The sequence below is a fragment of the Pseudomonas veronii genome (genome assembly GCF_002028325.1).
Lineage (GTDB): Bacteria > Pseudomonadota > Gammaproteobacteria > Pseudomonadales > Pseudomonadaceae > Aquipseudomonas > Aquipseudomonas veronii.
The window spans coordinates 3,992,262-4,008,706 of sequence record NZ_CP018420.1; the positions used below are offsets into that span (position 1 = coordinate 3,992,262).

Annotated in this window: 11 protein-coding genes and 2 riboswitches; of the genes, 5 read left to right on the forward strand and 6 right to left on the reverse strand. The window is 63.7% G+C overall.

Annotated features, from left to right (window positions below):
* Positions 1-53: 53 nt before the first annotated feature.
* Genes PverR02_RS18050 through cobW form a run of 4 tightly spaced genes read right to left on the reverse strand, consistent with a single transcriptional unit; the run spans position 54 to position 6,543 of the window.
* Positions 54-656: a vWA domain-containing protein gene (locus PverR02_RS18050; RefSeq protein WP_079445025.1), complete on the reverse strand. Its 603-nt coding sequence runs from the start codon at positions 654-656 to the stop codon at positions 54-56.
* 53 nt (positions 657-709) lie between these two features.
* Complete coding sequence (locus PverR02_RS18055; RefSeq protein WP_079444074.1) at positions 710-1,711, reverse strand: ATP-binding protein; 1,002 nt, start codon at positions 1,709-1,711, stop codon at positions 710-712.
* Entirely contained in the window at positions 1,711-5,472 is a 3,762-nt protein-coding gene (gene cobN / locus PverR02_RS18060; protein WP_079444075.1) for a cobaltochelatase subunit CobN, read from the reverse strand. The genes PverR02_RS18055 and cobN overlap by 1 nt, the downstream gene beginning before the upstream one ends.
* A 3-nt stretch (positions 5,473-5,475) precedes the next feature.
* Positions 5,476-6,543, reverse strand: coding sequence for a cobalamin biosynthesis protein CobW (gene cobW / locus PverR02_RS18065; RefSeq protein ID WP_046383143.1), 1,068 nt, complete (start codon positions 6,541-6,543; stop codon positions 5,476-5,478).
* 92 nt (positions 6,544-6,635) lie between these two features.
* Positions 6,636-6,835, reverse strand: a riboswitch (cobalamin riboswitch).
* Between the two features lie 41 nt (positions 6,836-6,876).
* Positions 6,877-7,086: riboswitch (cobalamin riboswitch) on the forward strand.
* Positions 7,087-7,183: 97 nt separating this feature from the next.
* Here cobW and PverR02_RS18070 point away from each other — a divergent pair.
* The 4 genes from PverR02_RS18070 (at position 7,184) to cobM (ending at position 9,294) form a co-directional block, all read left to right on the forward strand.
* Positions 7,184-7,372, forward strand: a complete 189-nt coding sequence (locus tag PverR02_RS18070) for a CbtB domain-containing protein (protein WP_079444076.1) — start codon at positions 7,184-7,186, stop codon at positions 7,370-7,372.
* Positions 7,373-7,383: 11 nt separating this feature from the next.
* Positions 7,384-8,088 (forward strand): CbtA family protein, encoded by a 705-nt coding sequence (locus tag PverR02_RS18075; RefSeq protein WP_079444077.1) that lies wholly within the window; start codon positions 7,384-7,386, stop codon positions 8,086-8,088.
* Positions 8,085-8,477 carry a cobalamin biosynthesis protein gene (locus PverR02_RS18080; RefSeq protein WP_046484972.1) on the forward strand — a complete coding sequence of 131 codons (393 nt, stop codon included), beginning with the start codon at positions 8,085-8,087 and terminating at the stop codon, positions 8,475-8,477. The genes PverR02_RS18075 and PverR02_RS18080 overlap by 4 nt, the downstream gene beginning before the upstream one ends.
* 70 nt (positions 8,478-8,547) lie before the next feature.
* Positions 8,548-9,294 carry a precorrin-4 C(11)-methyltransferase gene (cobM, locus tag PverR02_RS18085; protein ID WP_079444078.1) on the forward strand — a complete coding sequence of 249 codons (747 nt, stop codon included), beginning with the start codon at positions 8,548-8,550 and terminating at the stop codon, positions 9,292-9,294.
* 253 nt (positions 9,295-9,547) lie between these two features.
* Here the strand turns inward: cobM and nfuA are convergent, their stop codons facing one another.
* Together nfuA and PverR02_RS18095 are read right to left on the reverse strand one after the other, a co-directional pair.
* Entirely contained in the window at positions 9,548-10,132 is a 585-nt protein-coding gene (gene nfuA, locus PverR02_RS18090) for a Fe-S biogenesis protein NfuA (protein ID WP_003190728.1), read from the reverse strand.
* 94 nt (positions 10,133-10,226) lie between these two features.
* A complete protein-coding gene (locus PverR02_RS18095; protein WP_079444079.1) occupies positions 10,227-12,521 on the reverse strand; it encodes a fatty acid cis/trans isomerase in 2,295 nt (764 codons plus the stop codon).
* A gap of 164 nt (positions 12,522-12,685) precedes the next feature.
* On the opposite strand from PverR02_RS18095, the gene metH reads away from it, so the two are divergent.
* Positions 12,686-16,396: a methionine synthase gene (gene metH, locus PverR02_RS18100; protein WP_017846602.1), complete on the forward strand. Its 3,711-nt coding sequence runs from the start codon at positions 12,686-12,688 to the stop codon at positions 16,394-16,396.
* Positions 16,397-16,445 lie beyond the last annotated feature (49 nt).

Here is a 16,445-nt window from a genome sequence, read left to right on the forward strand (position 1 = left end):
TGTCGGAAGATTCGACTTTACAAGAGCGACACTTCCCGATCTGGTTTTAGAGCCTAAAAACTATCGATATGTTGATAATCCAAGCACAGGCGCTGAGCCAGTTCTCGCGCCCTCCCCAACCGAATCGGCCCGCGCTCGATGTCGACCAGCAACCCCGGGCACTCCAGCGATGGCAGCGCGGCAATCTCCTTGAGCCGCCCGTCGGTCACCACCAGCAACCGCTGCTGTTCGGTGGGGAAACGCGTTCTGCGTGCCGCCAGCCATTGCGCCGCCTCGCCCAGCGCGGCCAACAGCGGCGTACCGCCACCCGCGCCGAGCTGATCGAGCCAGCCAGCCAGGCTTTTCGCGGCTTTCAGGCCCTGCACCTGCCACTTCGGCGACTGCCCGCTCGCCGTCAGCAATGCCATGCGCGCCCGCTGGCGGTAGGCGTCATCCAACAGTTGCGCCAATAACCCTTTGGCATCGGTCAATGCACGATGCCGCCGCGTCGACGCCGACGCGTCGACAATCACCAACCATAACTCCTGGGCCGAGCGGCTGCGCAGGTGGAAACGCAGGTCCTCACGAGACTGCGGCCGCCCGCCGAGCAAGGTGCCCGGCCAATTGATCGAGCCCTGCTGCGCGCCGCGCGACTTGCCGTGCCTGCCTTTATCCAGTCGCCCCGCCTTGGGCCGGGCATCCGCCCTCGCGTCAGGTCGGGGGCGGATGCCTAAGGCTTTTTTGGCCAGGCGGGCACGTCTCGGCGAGCGCCCGTGGGCAAGGCCGGTGCGGGCATATCGCCCCACTGGCCTTGGCCGGGTGAAGTGTCGGACGCTTGAGGCGCCTGGCCCTCACGGTTGGGCGGGCTGGGCGGCGGGGACTGCGCCTGGCGACGATGGCGCAAGGCAAACTCGGCCACGGCTTCGATATCTTCCTCGGTGATGGCGGTCGCGCCGCGCCAGGCTGCATGCGCTCTTGCGCCACGCAACCAGACAAGGTCGGCGCGCAAACCATCCACGCCCGCGGCAAAGCAGCGTTGGGTGATCTGTGCCAGCGCCTCGTCATCCAATGCAATGGCCTCGAGACAGGCGCGCGCCCGGGTGCAACGCTCGCGCAGGGCGGCCTGCGGTTCGGCCCACAACGCGCAGAAGGCCACGGGGTCGCTGTCGAAGTCGAGGCGCCGGCGGATGATCTGCCCACGCTCGGTCGGCACGGTTTGCCCGCTCAAGGCCACATTGAAGCCGAAGCGGTCGAGCAACTGCGGACGCAACTCACCCTCCTCCGGGTTCATCGTGCCGATCAGCACAAATCGCGCCGCATGCCGGTGGGAGATGCCGTCGCGCTCGATCAGGTTGGTGCCGCTGGCGGCCACGTCCAGCAGCAGGTCCACCAAATGATCGGGCAGCAAGTTGACCTCGTCGACATACAACACCCCACCATCCGCCTTGGCCAGCACGCCGGGTGAAAACTGCGCGCGGCCTTCGCCCAATGCCGCATCCAGGTCCAGGGTGCCGACCAGGCGCTCTTCGGTGGCGCCCAACGGCAAGGTGACGAATTGACCGCTGGCTAACAGGTCCGCCAAGCCACGTGCCAGGGTGGACTTGGCCATGCCGCGCGGGCCTTCGATCAGCACGCCGCCGATCTTCGGGTCGATGGCGGTCAGGCACAGCGCGAGTTTCAGGTCGTCGGCACCGACCACGGCCGACAGCGGGAAATGGGGAATATCAGTCATCAGCTGTCTTCTTCTATATCCAGCAACAGGTTTTCCAACGCCTCGCGATACGCCCCCGGCGCTTGCCACATGCCACGCTGCTGGGCTTCGAGCAGGCGCTCGGTCATGTCCCGCAGGGCATCAGGGTTGTGCTGTTGCACAAAGGCGCGGGTGTCGGGGTCGAGTAGGTAGACGTCGGCGAGCAAGGCGTATTGGTGATCGTCGATCAGCGCGGTGGTGGCGTCGAAGGCGAACAGATTGTCCACGGTTGCCGCCATCTCGAACGCACCTTTATAGCCATGACGCTTCACGCCTTCGATCCACTTGGGGTTGGCGGCGCGGGCACGGATCACCCGGTTCAGCTCTTCCTTCAAGGTGCGGATCTTCGGCACGTCCGGCTGGCTGTGGTCGCCATGGTAGCTGGCGGTCTTGTCGCCGCTCAGGGTTTCCACAGCGGCGAGCATGCCGCCCTGGAATTGGTAGTAATCGTTGGAATCGAGCAGGTCGTGCTCGCGATTGTCCTGGTTTTGCAGCACCGCCTGCACCTGGCTCAGGCGTTGGGCGAATTGCCCGCGGGCGGCGGTGCCCTCGTCGGCGCCACCATAGGCGTAGCCACCCCAATTCAGGTAGACCTCGGCCAAGTCCTCGCGGCTTTGCCACAAACGACCGTCGATCGCGCCCTGCACGCCCGCGCCATAGGCACCCGGCTTGGCCCCGAAAATACGCCAGCCCGCCTGTTTCGCCGCCGCGGCCTCGTCCAGGCCGGACTCAAGCAACGCCTGGCGCTCGCAACGGACCTTGGCGGCCAGCGGGTTCATATCGTCAGGCTCGTCCAGCGCCGCCACCGCTTGTACCGCCGCATCGAACAGGCGGATCAGGTTGGCGAAGGCATCCCGGAAGAACCCGGACACGCGCAAAGTCACGTCGACACGCGGGCGGTCCAGCAGGCTGATCGGCAGGATTTCAAAGTCGTCCACCCGCTGGCTGCCCGTGGCCCACACCGGGCGTACCCCCATCAGGGCCATGGCCTGGGCGATATCGTCGCCGCCGGTACGCATGGTCGCGGTGCCCCACACCGACAGGCCGAGCTGGCGCAGGTGGTCGCCGTGGTCTTGCAGGTGCCGCTCGAGAATCAGGTTGGCCGACTGGAAACCGATGCGCCAGGCGGTGGTGGTCGGCAGGTTGCGCACGTCGACGCTGAAAAAATTGCGCCCGGTGGGCAGCACATCCAGACGCCCCCGGCTCGGCGCGCCGCTTGGGCCCGCCGGCACGAAGCGGCCGCCCAGGGCATCGAGCAGGCCGCGCATTTCCGCCGGGCCGCACCCATCCAGGCGTGGCGCCACGACACTGCGCAGGCTTTCGATGACGGATTTGACGCCCTCCCAACCGGGCTCTTCCAGCTGTTCCAGCGGCCCCGCCAGCGCCTGCTCGATCAACCGTGCAGCGTACAGTTCCAGGCGCTCGCGGGTATCACCAGCGGTGCGCCACCGCTGTGGATCGATGGTTTGCAACACCGCCGGGCGGCGTCCGGTCCAGGGTTCGGCGAGGGCGCAGTCCAGCGGGTCGAAACCCAGCTCGAAGGCCTTGGCCAATACCCGTAACAGGCTCGATTGCGCGCCTCGGCCGTCGCCACGCGGGATACGCAGCAACGCGAGCAAGGTGTCGATACGCAAGCGGCCCTGGGGCGACTCGCCGAAGATATGCAGGCCGTCGCGGATCTGCGATTCCTTCAGGTCACACAGGTAGGTATCCAGGCGCGGCAGCCAGATCGCCGCGTCGGCCTCGCTGTCCAGCTCAAGCTCCTGGTCGATACGGGTTTCGCGCACCAGCTTGAGGATGTCCTTTTGCAGCTCGCGGGCGCGGCGCGGGTCGAGCAGTTGCGCTTCGTAGTATTCGTCCGCCAACAGCTCCAGGTCGCGCAGCGGCCCGTAGGTTTCGGCACGGGTCAGCGGCGGCATCAAGTGATCGATGATCACCGCCTGGGTGCGCCGCTTGGCCTGGGCGCCCTCACCCGGGTCGTTGACGATAAACGGATAGATATTCGGCAGCGGCCCGAGCAGCGCGTCGGGCCAGCAATTTTCCGACAGCCCGACGCCCTTGCCCGGCAGCCATTCCAGGTTGCCGTGCTTGCCGACGTGGATCACGCCGTGAGCGCCGTAGGTGTGGCGCAACCAGAAATAGAACGCCAGGTAAGCGTGAGGCGGCACCAGGTCCGGGTCGTGGTACACCGCGCTGGCGTCCACCTGATAACCGCGGGCCGGCTGGATGCCGATAAACGTCAAGCCCAGGCGCAGGCCGGCGATCATCAGGCGGCCGTCGCGGCACATCGGGTCGTTGTACGGCGTGCCCCAGCGTTCCAGCACTGCCTGGCGGTTGGCTTCGGGCAGGCGCTTGAACATCGCCTCGTAGTCGTCCAGGCCCAGGCTTTGGTGGCACGGGCGCAGGTCGAGGTTGTCCAGGTCGTTGGTGACGCCACCGAGCAGTTCGTGGATCAGCGCGGTGCCGCTTTCCGGCAGGATTTCGGGCAGCGGATAACCCTCGGCCTGCAAGGCCCGCAGGATATTCAGCGCCGCCGCTGGCGTGTCCAGGCCGACGCCGTTGCCGATGCGGCCGTCGCGCGTCGGGTAATTGGCCAGGATCAGGGCGATGCGCTTGTCGGCATTCGGCACCCGCGCCAGTTCAACCCAACGGCGCGCCAGTTCAGCGACAAAGTCCATGCGTTCCGGCGCTGCGCGGTAGCACACCACGTCCGACTGGCTGCGCTCACTGCGCCAGGCCAGGTCCTTGAAGCTGATCGGTCGGCTGATGATGCGCCCGTCCAGTTCCGGCAAGGCGATGTGCATCGCCAGGTCGCGCGGGCCGAGGCCTTGTTCGCTGGCCTGCCAGGCGGGTTGGTTGTCCTGGGCGCAAATCGCCTGGATCACCGGGATATTGCGGCGAAACGGGCGCAAATGCGGCGCTTCGGGGCTGGACTGGGCAAAGCCGGTGGTGTTGAGAATCACCGCCGCCCCGACCTCATCCAGCCAGTCCTCGACCACCGTCAGGCAGCCGGGCTCCTTCAGACTGGCCACTGCCATCGGCAACGGATTCAGGCCCGCCGCCTGCAGACGCTGGCAGAACACATCGATAAAACCGGTATTGGCCGCTTGCAGATGGGAGCGGTAGAACAGCACCGCCGCCACCGGGCACTCAGGATTCCAATCCAACTGCCAGTCGTTGAGGCACGCATTGGCCTTACGCGGGTGATAAATCGCGCTGCGCGCCAGGGTTTGCGGCTCGGCCCAGGCATAGTCGCGGCCCAGGTAGGCGCTGGCCAGGCAGCGATAAAAATCCAGCGCATTACCCAGGCCGCCCTGGCGCAGGAACTGCCACAGGCGGTCACGCGCTGCGGCATCCACGGTGCTGAGGCCGCTGAGTTCCGGGTCGGGGCGGTCATCCCCCGGCACCAGGATCAGCGTGACCCCGCGCTCGGCCAACGCCACCAGACGCTCGACGCCGTAACGCCAATAGCCGATGCCGCCGTGCAGGGAAATCAGGATGACCTTGGCGTGGCGCAGCACTTCATCGACGTACAGGTCCACCGATGCATGGTTCTGCACCTGCATCGGGTTGGCCAGGCGCAGGCTCGGGTAATCCTCGGGCAACTGCTGGGCCGCTTCGGCCAGCAGCGCCAGGCTGGAGTCGCCGCTGCACAGGATCACCAGCTCGGCGGGGGTTTGCCCAAGGTCGGCAATGTTGTCGTCCGCGACGAAACCGCCGGGCTGGGTCCTGAGCAGGTGCACGGGTTAAACGCTGAGGGCGGCGCGCAATTGCGCTTCGAGGCCCGCCGCGTCGAGGTCCTGGCCGATCAGCACCAGGCGCGTGATGCGCGCTTCGTCGGCGCTCCAGGCGCGGTCGAAGTGTTTGTCGAAGCGCGTGCCCACGCCCTGGATCAGCAGGCGCATCGGCTTGTTCGGGATCGCCGCGAAGCCTTTGACGCGCAGGATGCCGTGCTGCACCACCAATTGGCTCAGGGCGTCGAGCAGCAGGGCTTCGTCGGACTGGGGCAAGTCGATGGAAATGGAGTCGAACGCATCGTGATCATGATCATGATCGTCTTCACCTTCGTGATGATGATCGTGATGGCTGTGGCGACCGTCGATGTGCTCTTCAGAGCCGGCGCCCAGGCCGATCAAGACGTCCAGCGGCACCCGACCGCTGCTGGCTTCGATGATCTTCACCGCCGGCGGCAACTCTTCGGCGACTTCCAGGCGCACGCGGGCCAGGTCGTCGGGGCTGATCAGGTCGCACTTGTTGAGGATCACCAGGTCGGCGCTGGCCAGTTGGTCGGCGAACAGTTCATGCAACGGTGATTCGTGGTCCAGGTTCGGGTCGAGTTTGCGCTGGGCGTCGACCTGATCCGGGAAGGCGGCGAAGGTGCCGGCCGCCACGGCGGGGCTGTCGACCACGGTGATCACCGCATCGACCGTGCAGGCGTTGCGGATTTCCGGCCACTGGAACGCCTGGACCAAGGGTTTTGGCAGGGCCAGGCCGGAGGTTTCGATGAGGATATGGTCAAGGTCGCCGCGACGGGCAACCAGTTCGCGCATCACCGGGAAGAACTCTTCCTGCACGGTGCAGCACAGGCAGCCGTTGGCCAGTTCATACACGCGGCCGTTGGCTTCTTCCTCGGTGCAGCCGATGGAGCACTGTTTGAGGATTTCACCGTCGATGCCCAGCTCGCCGAATTCGTTGACGATCACCGCGATGCGACGGCCCTGGGCGTTATCGAGCATATGGCGCAGCAAGGTGGTTTTGCCCGAGCCGAGAAAGCCGGTAACGATGGTGACGGGGAGTTTGGCCAGTGTTTTCATCGGATGCCCTTGGGGGCGGGCATACGGGACGATAGGCCCTGCGCGACGCGCAGCAGCAGATTTCGTCACCGGATCACCCCGCCCGGTTGAATTGAAAAATCGGTTGCGAGGCAGGTCTCCTGGCTTGGGGCTTGCGGGTCTTGCGACCGGCGCTGGCTGCGCCTTCCCGCCTTGATGGCAGTGGCGTGGCAGTCAGATAAACCCTTCACAGTTGCGGGGGCAGCCGCGGCTTGAACCGCGTTCCCTTCTTAGCTTCGGCCTGGGCCGAAGAACCTCGAGGGTGCAAGGCTACAGGGGCTCAGTCAATTTGACTACCGTCGCCCTGCATGCTTTCCTACACACCTTGTTTCGGGTGCCCTTCACAGGGTGAAACGGGAAACCGGTGCGTCATAGCGATATGACCAGTCCGGTGCTGCCCCCGCAACGGTAAGCGAGCGAAGCGTCACGGCCACTGTGCGTTGTGCATGGGAAGGCGATGCTTTCAGGACTCAGTTCAAGAGCCCCCTCGCAAGCCCGGAGACCGGCCCGAAAAAAATCATCTAACAAACCCGCGGTGGGCGGGCGCTGTTTGAACCCTGCGTGCCTGGCTCGCGGGTTTTGCATGCGCTCGTGTCACCCTGAACCCCTGAAGGGACGCGCCATGTCGATCATCAGCAGCACCTCGTCTAGCACCAGCAGCACCGCCACCCTGAGCCAACGTCTGGGCGCCGCCATCGGCGCGTCGATCCTCGGCGCGTGCCTGGTGTATTTCGCCGGGTTCTCGCATATCGAAGCGGTACACAACGCCGCCCACGATACCCGCCACAGCGCCGCGTTCCCGTGCCATTGAGACCTGCCGACATGATCAAGCGTATTGCGCAAACCGCAGGTTTCAGTGGGCTGCTGGCCGCCCTGTTGTTGACCTTGCTGCAAAGTTTCTGGGTCGCCCCGCTAATCATGCAGGCGGAAACCTTTGAAAAAGCCCCGGCCGCGACGCAAGTGGTACACGAGCACGCCGCCGGCACCGCTGCACACGCCCATGACGCCGAAGCCTGGGAGCCGGAAGACGGCTGGCAGCGCGTGCTGTCGACCACCGGCGGCAATCTGGTGGTGGCGGTCGGTTTCGCCTTGATGCTCGCCGGGCTCTACACCCTGCGCGCGCCGACTCGCACGGCTCAAGGCCTGCTGTGGGGCCTGGCCGGTTACGCGACCTTCGTCCTGGCGCCAACCCTGGGCCTGCCGCCGGAATTGCCGGGCACTGCCGCCGCCGACCTGGCACAACGGCAGATCTGGTGGATCGGCACGGCGGCCTCAACCGCGGCCGGTATCGCGCTGCTGGTATTCGGTGGCAACTGGCTGCTCAAAGCGCTGGGCGCGGCAATCCTCGTGGTGCCTCATGTGATTGGCGCTCCGCAACCTGAAGTGCATTCGATGCTGGCCCCTGAGGCTCTGGAAGCACAGTTCAAGATCGCCTCGCAACTGACCAACATCGCGTTCTGGTTGGCGTTGGGGCTGATCAGCGCCTGGTTGTTTCGCCGCAACCGCGACGATCGATACACCGCATGACCCTCGTGGTCGGCCTGGGCTGCCAGCGCGGCTGCGAGTTTCAAGCCCTGCTGGACCTGCTGAACGCCGCCCTCGCCGAGGGCGGTATCGAGCGCCATCGCATCACCGCCCTGGCCAGCCTTGATCGCAAGCAGGATGAACCGGGCTTGCTGGCCCTGGCCCAATGGCTGAACCTGCCGCTGCACTGCTTCAGCGCGGCGCACCTGGCGATGTATGACGACCGTCTGAGCCACAGGTCCGCCGTCGCCTTTGCCCATACCGGTTGTTACGGCATCGCCGAAAGCGCCGCCCTGGCCCTGGCCGAACAACTCGGCGGCGCCCCTGCGCGCCTGTTGGTCCCGCGCAAAAAATCCGCCCGGGCCACCTTGGCATTGGCCTGCGTCGACTGAAACCGCGATAATCGCCGCTTCCGATCATGAGCGTTCCTCATGCTCGCGCGTTTTTTCACAGGATTTCTCCATGACCGTCTACTTCATCGGCGCCGGCCCCGGCGACCCGGAATTGATCACCGTCAAAGGCCAGCGGCTGATCCGCAGTTGCCCGGTGATCATCTATGCAGGGTCGCTGGTGCCGGCGGCGGTACTGGAGGGGCATCAGGCCGAACAGGTGGTCAACAGCGCCGAACTGCACCTGGAACAGATCATCGAGCTGATCAAGGCCGCCGATGCCAAGGGCCAGGATGTGGCGCGAGTCCACTCCGGCGATCCAAGCCTGTACGGCGCAATTGGCGAACAGATCCGCCTGTTGCGCGAGTTGGGCATTGCGTTCCAGATCATTCCCGGCGTCACCGCCGTGGCCGCCTGCGCGGCGCTGCTGGAGACTGAACTGACCCTGCCGGACATCGCCCAGAGCGTGATTCTCACCCGCTACGCCGATAAAACCCGCATGCCCGCCGGTGAAGACTTCGACAGCCTGGCCCGCCACGGCACGACCATGGCGATTCATCTGGGGGTCAATCACCTGGAGAAGATCGTCGCCGAACTGCTGCCGCACTATGGCGCGGATTGCCCGATTGCCGTGGTACACCGCGCGACCTGGCCGGATCAGGATTGGGCTGTCGGCACCTTGGCGGACATTGCCGAAAAAGTCGCGACCAAGGGCTTCAGGCGCACGGCGCTGATTGTGGTGGGTCGGGTGCTGGCCAGTGACAGTTTCAGCGCGTCGTCGCTGTATCGGGCCGGGCATGCACACCTGTACCGCCCCTAATCAAAAACATCAAAAAACAAACATAAAACACTGATTTAACTAAACAAATACAAAATAAAATGTGGGAGGGAGCTTGCTCCCGATAGCGGCGGGTCAGTCGACTTATCAATCGACAGATACACCGCTATCGGGAGCAAGCTCCCTCCCACACTTAATGTTCAGCGTTAGGTAGGTCGCGTAAGCGGCTGAATTTTAAGCATAAAAAAACGGCGCTCACGGGGCGCCGTTTTTTTGCTCGCAGCGAACACCTGACTCAGTAGTAGGCGTTTTCTTTCTGCGTATGGTCAGTCACATCGCGGACGCCCTTGAGCTCCGGAATGCGCTCCAGCAAGGTACGCTCGATGCCTTCACGCAGGGTCACATCCGCCTGGCCGCAGCCCTGGCAGCCGCCGCCGAACTTCAATACGGCGATACCGTCATCCACCACGTCGATCAAGCTGACCTGCCCACCGTGGCTGGCCAGCCCAGGGTTGATCTCGGTTTGCAGGTAGTAATTGATGCGCTCGTTGACCGGGCTGTCGGCATTGACGTTCGGCACCTTGGCGTTCGGCGCCTTGATGGTCAATTGGCCGCCCATGCGGTCAGTGGCGTAGTCGACCACCGCGTCGTCGAGGAACGCTTCGCTGAAGGCATCGATATACGCGGTGAAGCTTTTCAGCCCCAGCGCGGTGTCTTCCGGCTTCTCTTCGCCCGGCTTGCAGTAGGCGATGCACGTCTCGGCGTACTGGGTGCCAGGCTGGGTGATAAAGACGCGGATGCCGATACCCGGGGTGTTCTGCTTGGACAGCAGGTCAGCCAGGTAATCGTGGGCGGCGTCGGTAATGGTTATGGCAGTCATGGAAACTCCTCACAGGCTTGCTGGCAGTTTACGCCAAAATATTACGCAGATACAAAGCCCCAGTAATTTTGTCGGAAAAGCCTCGCCATCACCGTCAGAGGTTTTCATAGCGGTTCATATCCAGCACACCCTCTTCCAACGGTGTGGTTTCGCGGATGTAGGTCGACAGATCGTGGAAGTACTCCCAGAACTGCGGATGGCTGCGGCGCACACCCCAACGATCGACGATCTTCTCGAAGTGCTGGGCGTCGCGGGCACTTTCCATGGCCGCGACGAACGCCGGCACTTGCTCGGCCGGGATATTGAACATGAAGTTCGGATAACTGCTCAGCACGCCGGGGTAGACCGTCAACGTGTCCAGGCCCGGTTGATAGCGAGAAGCCTCACCCAGCATGAACGCGACATTACTGTGGGCACGGTTGCGCAGCAGGCTGTAGACCTCACGATGACCGGTGCGGGTTTCGATGCGCAGCATGGTCGCTTCCGGCAATTGGTCGATGACCTTGAGCCCCGCCGCCGGGCGTGACGTCAGGCGACTCAGGGCCTGCTCGGCATCGCGCAGCACCGGTTCGAGGCCCGGCCGCGAGCAGTAGGCGCCGACACAGCGATTGATCGGGTCCGGGCTGGCATTGAGGTCGCCATAACGGGCCAGCAACTGGTTGACGAAATCGCGTTTCGGGTCTTTTTCATTCAGTTTCAGGCCGGTGGGTTTATCGTCGTCGATCGACTCATAGTCCATCCACAACTTGACCTTGCCGCCGTTCTGATACCAATCGTCGAGGAAATCGTCCCGCGAATTGGCCGGCATCAGGCGCAGGAAGTTCTGTTCAGCGCCATTGCGGATCAGGTCGAAGTACAAGCGGGTCTGGGCCTGATGGGAGACGTTGCCGAACACGTCGAAGTTGACCACCAATTGGTAGTAGGTGCGCTCCAGCAACGGATAATCGAACAACCACATCGTCTGCGGGACTTCACCGATCAGGCCTTTATTGACCGACGCGCTGTCGAAGTGACGGAAGATGCTCAACAACGCATTGTCGTTGCCGGCCCACAGCGTCGACCAACCGGGCGCCGGCAACTCGCCATAGCGGTAGCGACGCAGCGCTTCGTACTCGTTGCGCTTGTCACGGTACTTGAGCCACAGGCTGAGCACGCTGCCCACGTCGTCGTTCTGCCCGGGCATTGCCAGCAACGGCGTGGCTCGGCCGCGATAGAGCGGATCGGTGATGTACAGGTCGTGTTCGGGGGCCTGGAACAGCGCCCAGAAGTTGTCGCGGATCACGTCCGTGGCGATCTGCCCGCGGCACACCGGGCCGCGGATGAAGGTGCGGACAAAGTACTCGGCGTTATCGAGCATGAACTGGTAGCGCGCCTGGGCCGGAATCGCCTCGAACGTCTCGAACGGGTTGGCACGACGGCCCGGACCGTAGCCCGGCAAGGCGCTGACCTGCCAGTCGCCGCTGTAGAACAAGGCTTTGACCCGTTCCATTTTCGCCGCGCTGAGCGGGTACGTGATGTGGGTCTTATGGACGATCACCCCTTGTATCGGCCACAGCCGGTAGTAGATCCGGGTACCGGGATCGTCGTTGGGGCGACGGGTATTGATCAGGTCGATCGGCTGCCCGCTGGGGGTGCGCGAGCGGACCCACTGGAAGAAATGCCCCGGCTCACCGCCTTCAAAATACAGATGTGCGATAAACAGGTGTTCAAACAGCCAGCGGGCGACCAGGCTTTCGCGGGCGCCGGGGGCGTTGAGCAGGTTTTCCCACTGCAGCACCTGTGCGGCTTCCTGGGCACTTGGCGCCACGCCTTGCTGGTCAATCGGCGCACCGGAGGCCAGCCAGCGTCGCAGGGTCTGGTACTGCTGGTCGCTCAAGCCGGTCACGGCCAGCGGCATGCCTTCATTGGGGTGCACGTCGGCGTAAGTGTCGAACTCCTCTGGCAGCGGGCACATGTTCTCGCGGTTCAGGCCCAGCACGATGTCCTCCGGCAGCTTGCCGTTGGGCTGCAACGGCGCGCGGCTGTGGCCCAGTTCGAGCATGCGCGCCATCAACGCAGCCTGGCTGCCTTGGGCGTCGAGCACGGAAGTGAAGCCTTCGTGCCGCCAGGCAGCCTTGCCGAACGCGTCGTAGAACAGACGCGTCGGCTTGGTCGCCTGACTGCGATCACCATCGTAGACCAGCACCTTGGTCGCCCCCCGCGCCGCGCCCTCGCCACTGCCCAGGTTCAACTGGCAGGCCGAGTCGTAGCAGGCATGGCACGCCACGCACTTCTCAGTGAAGATCGGTTGGATATCACGGGTGTAGGAAAGCGCCGGAGCGGGATCTTGGGCCTGTGTAGTGCTGCCAATCAGCAACAGAACGAAGCTGATGATGATGCGATACGGCATGAGCCTGGTCCCGATATGAAGCCAAAATTGAAAATCCCGCGGATTCTACCGATCTAACACGCGCACCAACATGAACGATATTCATGCAAAACCTGCACATGCTCCAAATCCACACAGGTTTGCTATGATCCACGCCCTCCGTAATGCCTGAACAGAGTAGTCCCATGTCCGATCGTAGCGCTCGTCTGCAAGCCCTTCACCAAGCCCTCAAGGAACGCATCCTGATCCTCGACGGCGGCATGGGCACGATGATCCAGAGCTATAAGCTGGAAGAACAGGACTACCGCGGCAAACGGTTTGCCGACTGGCCGAGCGACGTCAAGGGTAACAACGACCTGTTGCTGCTCAGCCGTCCGGACGTCATCGCCTCCATCGAGAAGGCGTACCTGGATGCCGGCGCCGACATCCTCGAAACCAACACCTTCAACGCCACCCAAGTGTCCCAGGCCGATTACGGCATGGAGTCGCTCGCCTACGAGTTGAACGTAGAAGGTGCCCGCGTCGCGCGCAAGGTGGCCGACGCCAAGACCCTGGAGACGCCGGACAAGCCACGCTTCGTCGCCGGCGTGCTCGGCCCGACCAGCCGTACCTGCTCGCTGTCGCCGGATGTGAACAACCCCGGCTACCGCAACGTGACCTTCGATGAACTGGTGGAGAACTACACCGAGGCCACCAAGGGCCTGATCGAAGGCGGCGCAGACCTGATCCTCATCGAAACCATTTTCGACACCCTCAACGCCAAGGCCGCGATCTTTGCCGTGCAGGGTGTATTCGAAGAGCTGGGCTTCGAATTGCCGATCATGATCTCCGGCACCATCACCGACGCCTCCGGCCGTACCCTGTCGGGCCAGACCACCGAAGCGTTCTGGAACTCGGTCAGCCACGCCAAGCCGATTTCCGTGGGCCTCAACTGCGCCCTGGGCGCCAGCGAGTTGCGTCCGTACCTCGAAGAGCTGTCGAACAAGGCCAACACTTATGTGTCCGCGCACCCTAACGCCGGCCTGCCCAACGAATTCGGCGAATACGACGAATTGCCGGCGCAAACCGCCAAAGTCATCGAAGAATTCGCCCAGAGCGGCTTCCTGAACATCGTCGGCGGCTGCTGCGGCACCACGCCGGGGCATATCGAAGCCATCGCCAAGGCCGTGGCCGGTTACGCGCCGCGCCAGATCCCGGACATCCCCAAGGCCTGCCGCCTGTCGGGCCTGGAGCCGTTCACCATTGATCGCCAGTCGTTGTTCGTCAACGTCGGCGAACGTACCAACATCACCGGCTCCGCCCGTTTCGCCCGGCTGATCCGCGAAGACAACTACACCGAAGCCCTCGAAGTCGCCCTGCAGCAGGTGGAAGCCGGCGCCCAGGTGATCGACATCAACATGGACGAAGGCATGCTCGATTCGAAGAAGGCCATGGTGACCTTCCTCAATCTGATTGCCGGCGAGCCGGACATCTCCCGCGTGCCGATCATGATCGACTCCTCCAAGTGGGAAGTGATCGAAGCCGGCCTCAAGTGCATCCAGGGCAAGGGCATCGTCAACTCCATCAGCATGAAGGAAGGCGTCGAGCAGTTCATCCATCACGCCAAGCTGTGCAAACGCTACGGCGCCGCCGTGGTGGTGATGGCCTTCGACGAAGCCGGCCAGGCCGACACCGAAGCGCGCAAGAAAGAGATCTGCAAACGCTCCTACGACATCCTGGTCAATGAAGTCGGCTTCCCGCCGGAAGACATCATTTTCGACCCGAACATCTTCGCGGTCGCCACCGGTATCGAAGAGCACAACAACTACGCCGTCGACTTCATCAACGCCTGCGCCTACATCCGCGACGAGCTGCCGTATGCGCTGACGTCCGGCGGCGTGTCCAACGTGTCGTTCTCGTTCCGCGGCAACAACCCGGTGCGCGAGGCGATCCACTCGGTGTTCCTGCTGTACGCGATCCGCAACGGCCTGACCATGGGCATCGTCAACGCCGGCCAGCTGGAGATCTACGACCAGATCCCCGCCGAACTGCGCGACGCGGTGGAAGACGTGGTGCTCAACCGCACCCCGGACGGCACCGATGCCCTGCTCGCCATCGCCGACAAGTACAAGGGCGACGGCAGCGTCAAGGAAGCCGAAACCGAGGAATGGCGCGGCTGGCCGGTCAACAAGCGCCTGGAACACGCGCTGGTCAAGGGCATCACCACGCACATCGTCGAAGACACCGAAGAGTCCCGGCAGTCGTTCGCGCGCCCGATCGAAGTGATCGAAGGCCCGCTGATGTCCGGCATGAACATCGTCGGCGACCTGTTTGGCGCGGGCAAAATGTTCCTGCCGCAGGTGGTCAAGTCGGCGCGGGTGATGAAACAGGCCGTGGCCCATCTGATCCCGTTCATCGAACTGGAAAAAGGCGACAAGCCGGAAGCCAAGGGCAAGATCCTCATGGCCACGGTGAAAGGCGACGTGCATGACATCGGCAAGAACATCGTCGGCGTGGTGCTGGGGTGCAACGGCTATGACATCGTCGATCTGGGCGTGATGGTGCCGGCGGAGAAGATCCTGCAGGTGGCCAAGGAACAGAAGTGCGACATCATCGGGCTGTCCGGCCTGATCACCCCGTCCCTCGATGAGATGGTCCACGTCGCCCGCGAAATGCAGCGCCAGGACTTCCACCTGCCGCTGATGATCGGTGGCGCCACCACCTCCAAGGCGCACACGGCGGTGAAGATCGAACCCAAGTACAGCAATGATGCAGTGATCTACGTGACCGACGCCTCGCGCGCGGTGGGCGTGGCCACGCAGTTGCTGTCCAAGGAATTGAAGGCCGGTTTCGTCGAGAAGACCCGCCTGGAATACATCGAAGTGCGCGAGCGCACCTCGAACCGCAGCGCACGCACCGAACGCCTGAGCTACCCGGCGGCGATCGCCAAGAAACCGCAGTTCGACTGGAGCACTTACACGCCGGTCACGCCGACCTTTACCGGCGCCAAGGTGCTGGACAACATCGACCTCAAGGTGCTCGCCGAATACATCGACTGGACTCCGTTCTTCATCTCCTGGGACCTGGCCGGCAAGTTCCCGCGCATCCTCACCGATGAAGTGGTGGGTGAAGCCGCCACGGCGCTGTATGCCGACGCCCAGGAAATGCTCGCCAAGCTGATCGACGAGAAGCTGATCAGCGCTCGCGCGGTGTTTGGCTTCTGGCCGGCCAACCAGGTGAACGATGATGACCTGGAAGTCTACGGCGACGACGGCCAGCCCCTGGCAACCTTGCACCACCTGCGCCAGCAGATCATCAAGACCGACGGCAAGCCGAACTTCTCCCTGGCCGACTTCGTCGCGCCCAAAGACAGCGGCATCACCGACTACGTGGGAGGGTTTATCACCACCGCGGGCATCGGCGCCGAGGAAGTGGCCAAGGCTTACCAGGACGCGGGCGACGACTACAACTCGATCATGGTCAAGGCCCTGGCCGACCGCCTGGCCGAAGCCTGCGCCGAATGGCTGCACCAACAGGTGCGCAAAGACTACTGGGGTTATGCCAAGGACGAGCAACTGGACAATGATGCGCTGATCAAGGAACAGTACAGCGGCATCCGCCCTGCCCCCGGCTACCCGGCGTGCCCCGACCACACCGAGAAAGGCACCCTGTTCCAACTGCTGGACCCCGAGGCCCGCGAGATGCATGCCGGCCGCAGCGGCGTGTTCCTTACCGAGCACTACGCGATGTTCCCCGCGGCTGCGGTCAGCGGCTGGTACTTCGCCCACCCGCAGGCGCAGTACTTCGCCGTGGGCAAGGTCGACAAAGACCAGGTGGCGAGCTACACCGCACGCAAAGGCCAGGACCTGGCCGTGACCGAGCGCTGGTTGGCACCGAACCTGGGTTACGACAACTAAGCACGCGCAGATTGTCTATGCTTGCCTCACACATCTTGTGTCGAGGCAC